Raw genomic sequence first — 13695 nt, forward strand, 5'->3', positions numbered from 1 at the left:
TAAAATGTTATGAATGGTATTTCTTATCGTCTTAAAGTTGCTTCCACGTTATTTCTATTTATCTTAATTGGTGGTTGCAATTCCTCTTCCAAACCGGAATGGGAAAAGCGAAATAAAGAATTGATTGAGGAATACGGGCTTACTGTCAGGGAACTGCCTGATCTTCCTTCAAGTTCCGTGGCTACCAATTTGGAAGTGGGAACATCCATAAATTTCCAAGATTTGGACAGTTTGCAATTGTATCCCGGGGTCATGGCCAAAATTTTCTGGGGAAATGGAAATTTGGTCAGTGTATTGGAACTGGAACCCAATTCAACCATACCAAAAGAAAACGTGCCTGCCGATAGATTTTTGATCCTAACCGAGGGTTCCATCGATTTCATTGGAGATGGGAATACTTATAAAATGATGGCAAGGAAACGGGAAGAACCGGACGGCACTCATAGCGGTACACCGAGAATTGATTTTATTTATCAAGACAAAGGAAGCCAAAGCGAAATTGTCGCTGGAGATACTGGGGCCAAAGTGATGGAGGTTTATAGCCCTATAAGGTTTGATTATCTAGAAAAAATGGGGGTTGATGAACTTCCTTCGGAAACCAAGGAACAGACATCCAAGAATGAACCGACCGTTGTACCGAATAAAGTTTATGACCTTTTCGATATTCAGTTTACCCAGCTTACCGAAGGGGTCTTTGCAAGATTGGTTTCTGGAGGGGACATGCAGCTAAGTTTTGTTTCGGCGGACCCAAATTCCAAGTCACCGGCACATATTCATCCAGAGGAGCAGATTACTATCCTATTAAGGGGAACCCTCAAAGAAACTGTCTTGGACCAAGAGATGGAATTGGAACCTCGGGATATAGTCCTTGTTCCAGGAAATGTGGTGCATTCCGGTGTCGCAGGCGAATTGGGCTTTGATGCGCTTGATATTTTTTGGCCCGTTAGGGAAGATTATCTGAACAAGCAACAAGCGGCACTTGAGCGATATCACGAAATTATCCCAAAGGACGCCAAGCCCGAATTGGTAATCGATGGTTCAAAAACAGAACCTACACTTACCTTTAGCGAAGGTCCCAAATGGATGAACGGAAAACTCTATTTTTCCAATATGTACTTCGACCAAAACTGGAACGCCGACCCAAAAAAGAGTTCCATTGTGGCACTTGACCCTGATGGGACATACCAAAACATCACTGAAGGCAAAATGCAGGCGAACGGATTGTATCCCTATAAAAATGGCAATTTATTGGTCTGTGATATGATTGGGCACCGGGTGGTGGAAATGACCACATCCGGGAAAGTGGTCCAAGTCATTGCCGAAACCTATAATGGCAAGCCCATAGACGGCCCCAACGATATTATCACCGATGCCAAAGGCGGTATCTATTTTACGGATCCCCAATTTACCATGGACGCTGAAAAATTTCAGCCCGGAAGAGCTGTTTACTATGTTTCCCCTGATAAAGAAGTGACCCGTTTGGTGGAACCCAATGAATTTGCCATGCCCAATGGGATTTTATTGACTCCTGACGGAAAAACGCTCTACATCAATAATTGTTATGATGACGAATCTTGGTATCCCGTAGACAGTTCAAAGGAAAATTTTGTTTGGGCCTATGATGTGAACGAAGATGGCACCATTTCAAACGGTCGGAAATTTGCAGAACTGCGTTTGACCGGAAATGTGCTAGACCGTAAAGGAAAATCCTCCAGCGCGGACGGGATGGCCATTGATACCATGGGAAATATTTATGTGGCCACCTATTTTGGAGTCCAGATTTTTGATTCCAAAGGCTCCTTTATAGGTATGATCAATCTACCTTCATTTCCAGTAAGTTTAGGTTTTGGGGATGAGGATATGAAAACACTCTATATTGTCAGTTATGACAAAGTGTATAAGATTCGAACCAATAGAAAAGGATATGTCAATTACCTCTAAAAAAAGTGTCAATGATGAGAATATCTAATTCTGTACATCGTCGCCCATAACATCATATCCGCGCCATTTGAATTCCTTGGCAAGTCCTGAGGCTGCCGGCCAAGCGATTTGGTGTTGGTCACTTGCTACCCACTTTTTCCTGTTTTCCTCCGTATCAAAAGATATTTGGATCTGATAGTTATACGTTGTAGGCTCCGCCTGTATTTCCTTGGCCAAATCATCTGGAAAAAGTCGAAGTAATTTCGAGCTGAGATACCCGTCTTGAACGACCATGGCAGGAACGTAGATGGAATAGTACATTTTTTCAAAGGCTTCGGCATTTTCCTTATCCACCACAAAATCCATTTGTAAGACCATGGCCTTGGGTGTTTCCAAAGGTTTGGCAATCGCCAGTCCACTATCTTTTGAAGCAGCGATACCAATTACAAGTATTTCAAGATCATCATTACCACTGCTTGACCAAGCTATTTCTTCTCCCAAACCAGCATGAAACGAATCATCCTTTTGAATTTTGGCCGTTGCGGAACCGACCGATACCGATCCACTCCCATTCATTATATAGTATACTTCCTCAACCCCTTCCAATTGGCGTTTTTCCGTTGTACTCCCTGAGGGAACCACTACATGGTCCACATGGTTCCAATCTGTTCGGAATATTTCTGGATTAAAAATCCGTCTATATAAAACTCCTTTTCCCTTATAAACCTCATTGTCTTGTTTCAATTGACCCGTGTCCAATCGGGAGGACACAAATACAGGGACATCATCTTTTTTTGTTTCGGCAAGATTATCCCCCAAATCAAACGCACCTCCCTGTGCCTTTACCTCGCTGACCGCAAAATTGAGCCATTTTAAAGGTTTGCTTGAAGCATTATAAATTCCATGGGAATCCCCAAGCTTACAAGGAACCAAAGCTGGCCCTTTTATTTTGGACGTTCTACCATTGATGGTGAATTCAGCTTCTCCATCCAAAATGACATACATTTCTTCAATGGAATGGTGAAAGTGGTGTCCAATACCGGATTTAGGTTGAATGACCCCAGAATGTAGGTACAGGAAATTGGTGGCCAGATCATTTCGGCCAATCAATTGGGTAAAACCCATTTTACCGGCACCAGCATGTACACTGGATAATTCCCTATACGTCGAAGGATCATTGTGAACCACTCTTTCATTAAGGTTTTGGGCGATGCAGATACTGCCCATCAAACAGAACAAAAAACTGAGTATTGGTTTCATAACATTGTATTTGTATTGTTTCAATTTTAGGTTTATAGAGTTAGCTGCCTCTATGCAATAGGCTACTTTTTGTCCGGTATCCCATACACCACATAGCCTTTTGCGATTGCTCCCGGTTTCTTCGAGTGGTCGTAACTGTCATTTCTAAAATCAGAAGTGGCATTGATCACCAAATATTGCTTGCCATCCAAAGTAAACATACTGGGTTGCGCATTGGTTTCATGGCTTAGCGTAGTTTCCCAGAGCACATCGCCATTTTCGGCATCAAGCGCATAAACCTTGCCCCCTTTTGCCGTGGCAAACACAATACCCGTAGAGGTAATGACCATGCCTTTTCGCTGGGTGCCATTGGGAGCTCCTTTGGTTTCGTCTCCTTGCACATAAAGCGAGTCCACACCTATGGGTCGGCGCCACTTAATGGTTCCTTCATTTAGGTCATAGGCCACAATAGAGGACCAAGGTGGGTCTATCAAACCGGGCCAATCCAGACCGTAATCGGTGGTATATCTGTCTTCTGGATGTTCCACGCCTTCAGGGTAATCCTGCATCGGGGCTCCTCGCTGTGCGTCTGAAGGTATGGTTATCCCACCAGAAGCCACCACAGGGCCATCTACTGGTTCTGCCTGTTGATTGCCCCGTCTAAAACTTCTGCGATCAGGATCACCCCCAATATATTGGAACAAGGCTTTCAAGGAAGCTTCATCCACATGCACCAGACCGGGCATTACACCTTTTCCATTGATCACTGTATTTCTAAACTCTTCATAGAACATATGATGCCCAAGATTCTTCAAGGAAGGTCCTGCCCCACCCTCCATATTTGGGCCATGACAGGCAATACATGAAGAGCCATAAAGTGATTGTACCCTATCAATATCGTTTTTTGTGAGTTCTTTTTTTGGTGGTTCCACCTTGTTCAATCTGTAAGTGGATGCATATTCCTGGGTCATTATGTACATCATTCCATTACGGGGATCGGCGGCTGTGTTTCCATAATTGGAACCGCCCAAAGCTCCGGGCATCATAATGGTTTCATATTTATCGGAAGGTGGTACGTATAATCCAGTTTTTGCAGAATCCAATCTTTTGAGCCAATCTTGTCGAAGACTATCCGAAAAGTAGGGGTTCAAATTTTCTTTTGTCACCTCATGTCTCGTAAAACTCGGAAGCGAAGTGATGGGTTGTGTCGGCCAAGATTCCTCCCCTGGCATTTCGCTTTTGGGAAATGGTTTTTCCTCAATGGGAAATAGTGATTTCCCAGTTACCCTATCAAATACAAAAACAAAACCGTGCTTAGTGGCAATGGCCACTGCATCTATCTTTTTACCGTCCTTTTCAACCGTGAGCAGTTGAGGGGCCGGTGACAGGTCATAGTCCCAGAGATCATGGTGCACTGTCTGATAATGCCAGAGTCTTTCGCCCGTTTTGGCATCAAGGGCCACCAGGGAGTTGGCGAAAAGGTTACTGCCCAACCGATCAGCTCCATAATAATCATAGGTTGGCGAACCGATGGGCAAATAGGCAATTCCACGTTCCGTATCTACCGATATTTCGCTCCATACGTTAGCACCTCCTACATATTTATAAGCATCCTTGGGCCAAGTTTCATAACCATATTCCCCAGGATAGGGTATCGTATGAAAGGTCCATTCCAGTTTACCAGTAACCACATTATAAGCCCTTACGTGACCAGGTGGGGAAAAATAGGCCTCCCCTGGTGCAGAGCCGAGTATCAAAAGATCATCATAGATAACACCCGGCATCATCGGCTGTATCCTCGTTATGGAAGTTGGGTCCCGATCTAAACCATCCCTAAGGTCTACATAACCGTCGTTCCCAAAATCCAGAATCGATTTACCCGTATCCGCATCTATGGCCTGAATGGAATTGTTCAGCGTGAACAGTAATCTCTTGTTTTTTTTGTCTTCACTTTCCCAATAATTGATACCTCTTCTGGTAATTCCCGGCAAATCTGTATGAATCCAAAGTTCTTTACCCGTTTTGGCATTTATGGCTATTAGGGAACTATTTTTCCCGAGAACGTACATGGTGCTGTCGGCAATAATGGGGCTGAAAAAATAAAATCGGTCATCTCCTGATGGGTAGCTCCACAACAATTCCATTTGCTCAACATTGGACTTGGTGATACTGGGCGACTCGAAAAACTTGGATTGGTCTGGACTACCTGCGTAGTGTGACCACGTTGTGTGCTCGGCAACTTCATTTGTATGGGTTTGACATCCCGATATAGTGACCAAAATTATCAGTATAACCAAGGTAACCCAAGATGTTGGCGTGAATTTATTATTTGACATTGTTATAGATGAAAAGCCCATTATGCCATGCCGAAACGTATTCAATAGTTTTGGCCGGACAATGGTAGCTGTCAATATTTTTATGGGTTTACCAAGTTCTTTTTTTCAAAATTTCTTGAATCTGCTCTCTGGAAACCGGAAGCTCATCAATATGTTCGTTGAGCCACTTGCTAAAATCCTTTTCGATTTCATCGGACCAACGCGTATCAATTTGTCCGGCAGTATAGGTTCCTTCTTTGATGCGTTGATGCCCGAACATGTCCCGTAAACGGACAACTTCGGAAACGGTAGCCACTTTTTCTGCCAAATGTGCGGGTATAAAGGTGACCACGCCCATTTTGCCCAAAACAACATCCCCAGGCATTACGGTTACGGTCCTGATCCTAGTAGGTTGATTGATTCCGATGAGCATTGTGTTCAAATCCCCCGGTGGGTTATGGTGGGAAGCGTCGTAACTGGTATAATAGGAAGTGAAACCGCCAATTTCCATGAGTCCCTCAACATCCCTTAGGGCACCATCATAAACAATCCCGTTACCTGTTTTTGCAAATATGGCGTTACCCACGTTGTCACCAATTGTTGGGCCATCCTTATCTGCACCAAATTGGTCGGCCACATACACGTCCCCCTTTACCAATATATCCACGGGCCACGTGTTCTGTCCTCTTTTACCTTGTGCTTTCCCCCTATCATCGATGGCTTTCCAAACATCGGGGCGACCAGGCATAAAGGTTGCCGTAACCGCACGACCCACTAAAACGCTATCTGGATTTATCATTTTCCAATCCTCTGCGATTTGATAGCGATAGCCCTCATTCTTCATTACGGCCCAAGCCTCTTCCACACTAACGGATTTTATCCTTTCCAATAAAGCATCCGAAACTTTTGGCCTTCCATCATCAAAGCGTTCTCCTTTCCATTCAGGAGTTAAAAATATCAGCTCTTCCTTACTGATCTGTTGAGCTGCTAGTTGGGTCGCCATACTGACAAGGACCATTAATAGCAAGTAGCTTTTTCTTAACATAATTGCACTTATTTTATTTGTTATTGATCATTCAAAAAATGGAACGCCTTCAGGAGCATATTTCTTCATTGCCTCTTCATTTATGTCCACTCCGATACCGGGTTTATTGGAAACGGTAACGAAACTATCCTTGACCCAGTCTGCTTCATCATAGGTTACAATTTCCTTGAACATGGGATCCGTATGGAAATAGGATTGCCACTCCATTAAATGGAAGTTAGGTACAGAGGCGCAAACATGTGCACACGCCATGGCCCCTAGGAAAGAGGCTACCATATGCGGTGAAAAAGGCACATAATAGAGATTCGCAAGATTGGCGATTCTTTGTCCTTCTCCCAGTCCTCCACACTTTTGCAGGTCTGGCATAATAATGTCCACGCCGTTATCCAACAATTGTTTAAATCCGTGACCCAGATACACATTTTCACCTGCTGAAATGGGCGTACTGGTTTCCTCTGCCAGCGTTTTGAAAGCGTCAAAATTTTCTGCTGGAATTGGCTCTTCCAACCATGTCAGGTTAAGGTCCTCCACTTTCTTGGCAATCGTTTGAGCGGTCACATGATCATATCGTCCATGCATATCCACGCATAAATCTATTTTTGGTCCTACCGCTTCCCTAACCGCAGCAAGTTGATCATACATTCTTATGATTTCACCTGGACTGGCGGTCCAGTTATAGCGATCGTATTTATCAGGGTCACTGGCATAATCCAAGTCGAATTTTAATGCATTGAACCCCCAATTTTTTATAGCGTCCTTGGCAGCAGTAGCAAAATCATCAGGAGAAGGGAACCGAACACGATACAAAGCGGTATCACAATACACCCTTACTTTATCACGGAACTTACCTCCCAACAATTGATAAACGGGCAGATCAAGTGCCTTACCGGCCAAATCCCATAAAGCGGTCTCTATGGCAGAAAGAACGGCTACATATGCACCGGACTGACCGCCACCGAAATGACCTGCACGACGAATGTCTTCAAATATTTTATGGACATTGAACGGACTTTGGTCTCTTAGAAAAAATCCCATCCTTTTGACCAGATGGTAGGTGCCGGGTACGGCATCCACGCCCTCTCCGCAACCATAAATTCCCTGATTGGTGTGTATTTTAACAAACAATCCGCTTCCTCGTCTAATGTATCCGCATTTAACATCCGTGATTTTTAAATCCGATGGTGCGGATAATTTTGGATTTTTATCTATTGCTTTTTGATATTCTGAACCATATGTTGCTGATGACACCATTCCCAATCCTGCACTGGCCATGATTGATTTGGATATAAAAGATCTTCTTGAATTTTTCATACTTGGTTACTTTTGACTTAAGAGATAATTATTATAATTTTTAATCGGTCATTACAGTTTCTGGCTTTTCATCGGTAGGGTTTCCGTGCCAGTAAGAAGCTAAAATTGATCCCGTTACATTCATCAATGGACCAAATACGGCCGGTGCCAATCCCATGGTTGCAATTTTTCCCAGACTGTTGGCGATCCCTGAGGCCAATCCACCATTTTGCATTCCCACTTCAATGGCAATGGTTCTAGCATCCTTTTCGGACATCTTAAGGAGCCTAGCGTACCAATACCCTAGAAAATACCCGAAAACATTGTGTGCCAACACCAACAACATCAGCATTCCGCCAATTTCCAAAAGGCTGTCCCTACCTGCTGCGGTAATGATGGTAATTATCAGCCCTATGGCCAACATGGATATTAAAGGCAACGCCCTGCTTAACCATTGAACACGATTCCCAAACATTTTATTAAAGAGCAATCCCGCCCCGATAGGAATGATAATCATCTTTACGATGCTCCACATCATGGCGAACACATCAATTTCAATGAACTCCCCGGCGAACAATTTCATCATTAAAGGCGTAAGGAATGGTGCCAAAAGTGTAGCAATGGAAGTAATGGTTATCGAAAGTGCGACATTTGCATTGGCCAAAAAAGCCATTACGTTAGAGGCCACGCCGCTGGGAGAACAGCCTATGAGCACTATTCCTGCGGCAATTTCTGGTGGAAAATTACTGATCTGTGCCAAAAAATAGCCTATTAGGGGCATTACCATCAATTGTGCCGAAACTCCGATCATTACCCCTTTTGGTGATTGAAATACAGCAGCAAAATCTTTGAGGCTCATCGTTGTTCCCATACCGAACATGATAATCTGTATCAAGGGAATAATTAGCACAGTGAACTTAAAATCACCAATATTGGTAAAGTAACCCGGGTAATATAGTGCCGCCGCAACACCTGAAAAAATCATTGTGGTGAATATCAAACCCTTCATTCTTTCGTATCCGTTAAACCCGAAGGCCAACAATGCAAAAAATCCAAGAATAAAGAGTCCGGCTTGATCAATATGGCCTGTTATGGCCATCCCAATTATGATCAGGAACAGCAAAGCTGCCAATCCTAGTGCTATAGAATATATGTTTATATTTTTCAAAATAGAAGGTTTTAAAGTTTATATGCCTGTCTTGCCAGCAATCTCCATTGCTTGCCTTCTTTTTGAAACACCAGCAGGCAACCTATGTTGACTGTTGCCGGCGCACCATTATTGGTTCCTTCACCCTTAAAAATATGACGCACTATACCTGTTTTACCGGAAGTTGTTATGGTTTGATTTTCTGGCGTTATCGAAGAAAATTGGAATCCTCCATTTAAAACGCCGTCCACGTATTCCTTTTTGTTCTCTATCTTACCGCTTGAGTGTCCGTAGGTTAGACTTTCCATGGCCAATTCTTCCAGTTTATCTTTGTTTCTATCCACCATGGCTTCGTAAAGTTGACTTACGGCATCATCGATTTTTTTGACTTCAGCAGTATTCTTTTGGGCCATTAAAGTGGTGGAGAAACAAAGAAGTATTCCTAAAAAACAGTGTTTTGTTATGGTTGAAAATTCAATAAGGTGTTTTTTCATTCTATTGGTTTTATGCGGGCAGGTATCTATTGTTTTTTAGATGCCATATAATCATTAAGTTCTTTTCTGGTCATGGGCAATTTGCTATCTGGATATTCCTTTAGCCAGTTTTCGAAATCTGCATTGATCTCTTCCGTCCATCTTGTGTCTATCTGTCCTGCGGTGTATTTTTTTTCCCGTAATCTTTGGAATCCAAAAAGATCGCGCAGACCTACGATTTCAGAAGACAGTACCAATTCCGAAGCTAAATGGGAAGGAATAAAAACGGTGCCATGTTGGTTCGCCAAAACCACATCGCCGGGTAATACGGTTGCCCTACCAATTCGGATGGGCATGTTAATACTGGTCAACATTTCCTCCTGCAGATAAGAAGGGTCCGCGCCTTTGTGCCAGCCATTGAATCCCTCAATATCCAAAAGGCCTGCGACATCCCTTACGCCACCGTCAAAAATTACCCCGTTTTTGGAATTGGTATAAATGGCATTTCCTAAATTGGACCCGATCAGGGTGCCATCGATAATTCTTCCATAGCCATCTGCCACGTAGACATCTCCAGGCACTAATTGTTGAATGGGCCATGAATTGCTTCCTCCAATGGTATCCCGTTTCTCCTGTGCACCTTTAAGTTTCACCAATTGCTGATAGTCTGGCCTAAGTGGCATATATTGTGCCGTTACCACCCTACCGGTCATGGCTCTCTCTGGATGGATTATTTCCCATTCACCTTCATATTGGTTGTTATATCCCTTTCTTCTTAAAAAGCCCCAGGCCTCTTCTATTTGAATATTTTTCATTCTTTGCAATAAGGCATCGGAAACTTTTGGCCTCCCGTCCTCAAAACGCTCTCCGGTCCAGTTGGAGGTCAGTTCTATAATGTATTCTGGTGAAGCTGTAACTCCTTGCGGTTTGGCATAAAAAAAAGTAAGAAAGCAACTTAGCCCCAATACCATCCTTAAATTTCTCATTTTCTATATTCTTTAATTTTCCTTTAAAAAGGGACTGTTCTTCACTAAGTCCCCACTGTGTTAAGTTGGACAGGAAACCCCCGTTAATACGGGAGTTCTCCCATCAAACTCAAACTAAATCAAACTAACTCAAAACTTGTCCCTACGTACAGGGTCAATGATAATCTATTGGTACATCCTTATTCAGCAGAATGTTACCACCTTTTAACTATAAGTTCTATCGTGGGAACGAAGCTCGTTCCATTCCTCGGTAGATTTAAAGAATGTTTTATCCGATTGATGCAAATGCGCCTTCACCACTTCTTCATCCAACTCTATCCCCAAACCTGGTGCGGTAAGTGGAACGGTGGCAAAACCTTTATCGATCATCTTAAAACCTCCAACCGTTTTTACCAGACTTTCCCACCATGGCACATCCACCGAGTGATGTTCAAGGGCCAAAAAGTTTTGGGTCGCAGCCGCACAATGCACATTGGCCATGAAGGAAACAGGGGTGCCTGCTTGGTGCATGGCCATGGCAATACCAAATTCCTCGGCATAATCTCCGATCCTCTTTGTCTCCAACAGACCTCCCGAAGAGGCCAAATCCGGATGTACAATATCTACCGCCCTATTCTGAATAAGGGGCATAAAGTCCTTTAGCAGATAAATATCCTCGCCCGTGGTCGTGGGTGTCTCAATGGCCTCGGTAATGATTTTCCATTGCTCATTGTACTGCCATGGCACCATATCCTCGAACCAGGCCAACCTGTATTTATCAAGGGCCTTTGCCAGACGTATTCCGTTGTTGAGGTCAAAGTGTCCATAGTGATCCGTGGAAATGGGAATTTCATAACCTACCATGTTCCGAACATCTTCCACTACTTGCTGCAATACTTCAAGTCCTTTTTCCGTAATCTGTATTTGGGTAAAAGGATGCATGGTATTTCCATAGGACATCATATTGCGACGATCGCCCCATTGGGCCAAGACGCCTTTATCGTTTTCCCAGAACTTTCCGTTTACCACTGTTCCAGGCTTGCCCCTGAGTTCCCCAATGGAAACATCCATTTTGAGCCAAGTGTATCCCTGTTCATTTACCCTGAAATCTATCAATCGCTTTTGCTCTTCAGGAGATGAAGCTTCGGGGGTATCGGCATAGAGCCTTACCTTGTCCCTGTATCTTCCCCCCAGCAACTGCCAAGCGGGTACATTGTAGGCCTTGCCACAAATATCCCAGAGTGCCATTTCCACCGCACAGACCCCGCCAGCTTGCCTCGCAGGCCCCCCAAATTGTTTTATACTCTTGAATATCTTTTCGACATTACAGGGGTTTTTACCCAAAATCCTACTTTTAAGGAATAGTGCATAACGTACGTCTGCGGCGTCCCTTACCTCACCAAGACCATAGATTCCTTGATTGGTCTCTATCTTGATTATGGCCGTACCGCCCATCACATTTGTGAGGGCATACCGCATATCGGTAATCTTGAGTTCCGAAGGGGCGGACATACGGCTGACCTTGGAGGTGGTCTGTGCTATGGTATCTTCGATGCCCAGTCCCATCATACCGGTCATTGCAATGCCCCCCAATGCGGTTTTTTTCAGAAAGCTTCTTCTGTCATCCGCGGTTTTTGGGTTCTCAATTTCTGCCTGCCTCGCCAACCGAAGGTCTCTTTCTTCTTGCTTGTTCTTGGCTATGATTTGTTTTAATACTGATCTCATTCTTTTATGTCTTTTTGATAATATCGGTTTCTAATTAATCCACATCCCACCAAACCTTCGTATCCAAGTTATCGGGTCCCATTCTGGAAACCGCTTCTTGAAGGTTAGCCTGATTTACGGCTATCTCGGCAGGAGGATAAGTCAACCTATTAATGAAATCACCAGTGATGTCCTGGGCAGGATATGGGTTGGGTGTCAAATCTGGATACCCGGACCTTCTAAAATTGGCGAACAACTCCGGTCCGTTCAAAAAGGAAGCCACCCAGTATTGTGTATTGATCTCCTCAACGGCATTGGTCAGATTCAAGGGGTTGGCAGCTATATAAGAATCAATATCAGTTCCAGCAATGGCCACACTTTCACCATAGGCCGCTACCTGCTCCATATGCCCGCGTATTCCATTTTCGTAATACTCGGACGGGTCGCCCGTTACCCAACCATTTATGGCCGCTTCTGCCAACAATAATTGAGTCTGTCCATAAGTACAGAGAAACATTGGCGACGACTGGGCACCGTAAGTAAACCTATCTACTTGTGAAAAGTCATAGAAACTGGCAAGTCCTTCATTGGTCGCAACAGTGCCAATGGTACTGTTGTCATACCCCATGGGCATACCTATTTGATCATCAGGATCCTTTGAGGCAATTGCCTCTACTTGGTCCGGTCCCGATGCAGCGCCCACATATCTGATTGCCAACGAAGCCAACCTTGGATCATCGTTATTATATAAGTAATCCACGAATACATCTGTCAAATAGAAGTTGTTGGCTTCCGTTCCATTAAAGGTAAAACTGTATGGGTTGGTGAAATTGTTATCGTGCCTGACCACAAAGTTGTCTTCATTGGACTCCATAACCCCTCCGTTAAAACCACTTTGAACGGTCTGTTCAGCCAAAGTGGGATCTACATTTGAAAGTCGCATACCCATCCTGACCAAGAGGGAATTGGCCAATTTTCTCCACTGGTCCAAATCTCCTGCATACATGGCTTCTCCACTCTCGGCAGGAGCTGAATCGCTCAACGCGTCCCTTGCCTCTATCAATTCATTGATCAAATCCGGATAAATCTGTTCCTGGGGATCATAGCTTGGCAGTACCACCTGCTCGGACAAGCCCTTACCTGCTTCAAAATAGGGGATTTCCCCGTATTCATCAGTCAATACCATGAAAGCATAGGCTTCCAAGATACGGGCCATCTGTAATAAATTGGAACGGTCCGATTCTTCAGTGTTAAGCTGAAGAATAACGTCACTGGTATGTTTTATGACATTTTGATAATATGCATCCCACTGGTTACCGGTATTGTTACGGTTATCCTGATTATAGTTGGCTCCGGCCACAAATCCCGAATTGGGTGTAACAATTTGCTGTACAATCGCTTCATCGTAGTAGATATTGGTACCACTTGGGAAGGAAAGCCCGACTATTGCATTGTTCAATAAGAACACTGGGTCTATACTTTCACTTGTTGGGTCTACAGTGTTGGTATTGAGTTCATCAAAATTCTCTTCGCATCCCAATAGACCTATGAGGATTACAAAGATTATGATTCTATTCCCTATATTTTTCATGATGTC

At 43.8% G+C, this 13695-nt stretch carries 10 protein-coding genes; 1 reads left to right on the forward strand and 9 read right to left on the reverse strand.

Annotation, left to right across the window (positions count from 1 at the left end; all coding sequences use genetic code 11):
- Nucleotides 1–9: 9 nt before the first annotated feature.
- A complete protein-coding gene (locus J0656_RS12015; protein ID WP_207034111.1) occupies nucleotides 10–1941 on the forward strand; it encodes an SMP-30/gluconolactonase/LRE family protein in 1932 nt (643 codons plus the stop codon).
- 24 nt (nucleotides 1942–1965) lie between these two features.
- Here J0656_RS12015 and J0656_RS12020 read toward each other — a convergent pair whose 3' ends face one another.
- The 9 genes from J0656_RS12020 to J0656_RS12060 form a co-directional block, all read right to left on the reverse strand.
- Complete coding sequence (locus J0656_RS12020; RefSeq protein ID WP_207034115.1) at nucleotides 1966–3180, reverse strand: cupin domain-containing protein; 1215 nt, start codon at nucleotides 3178–3180, stop codon at nucleotides 1966–1968.
- Between the two features lie 62 nt (nucleotides 3181–3242).
- Complete coding sequence (locus J0656_RS12025) at nucleotides 3243–5495, reverse strand: outer membrane protein assembly factor BamB family protein (protein ID WP_207034118.1); 2253 nt, start codon at nucleotides 5493–5495, stop codon at nucleotides 3243–3245.
- A gap of 88 nt (nucleotides 5496–5583) precedes the next feature.
- A complete protein-coding gene (locus J0656_RS12030) occupies nucleotides 5584–6519 on the reverse strand; it encodes an RraA family protein (RefSeq protein WP_207034122.1) in 936 nt (311 codons plus the stop codon).
- A 27-nt stretch (nucleotides 6520–6546) separates the two neighbouring features.
- Nucleotides 6547–7830 (reverse strand): mandelate racemase/muconate lactonizing enzyme family protein, encoded by a 1284-nt coding sequence (locus J0656_RS12035; protein WP_207034124.1) that lies wholly within the window; start codon nucleotides 7828–7830, stop codon nucleotides 6547–6549.
- Nucleotides 7831–7870: 40 nt separating this feature from the next.
- Nucleotides 7871–8977: a bile acid:sodium symporter family protein gene (locus J0656_RS12040; protein WP_237688928.1), complete on the reverse strand. Its 1107-nt coding sequence runs from the start codon at nucleotides 8975–8977 to the stop codon at nucleotides 7871–7873.
- Between the two features lie 11 nt (nucleotides 8978–8988).
- Nucleotides 8989–9450, reverse strand: a complete 462-nt coding sequence (locus J0656_RS12045) for a nuclear transport factor 2 family protein (RefSeq protein ID WP_207034127.1) — start codon at nucleotides 9448–9450, stop codon at nucleotides 8989–8991.
- 26 nt (nucleotides 9451–9476) lie between these two features.
- Nucleotides 9477–10415, reverse strand: a complete 939-nt coding sequence (locus J0656_RS12050) for an RraA family protein (protein ID WP_237688929.1) — start codon at nucleotides 10413–10415, stop codon at nucleotides 9477–9479.
- Nucleotides 10416–10619: 204 nt separating this feature from the next.
- Entirely contained in the window at nucleotides 10620–12119 is a 1500-nt protein-coding gene (locus tag J0656_RS12055; protein ID WP_207034130.1) for a mandelate racemase/muconate lactonizing enzyme family protein, read from the reverse strand.
- A gap of 34 nt (nucleotides 12120–12153) precedes the next feature.
- A complete protein-coding gene (locus J0656_RS12060; RefSeq protein ID WP_207034132.1) occupies nucleotides 12154–13689 on the reverse strand; it encodes a SusD/RagB family nutrient-binding outer membrane lipoprotein in 1536 nt (511 codons plus the stop codon).
- Nucleotides 13690–13695 lie beyond the last annotated feature (6 nt).

Source organism: Flagellimonas aurea, assembly GCF_017313785.1.
In the GTDB taxonomy this organism is placed as follows: domain Bacteria; phylum Bacteroidota; class Bacteroidia; order Flavobacteriales; family Flavobacteriaceae; genus Flagellimonas; species Flagellimonas aurea.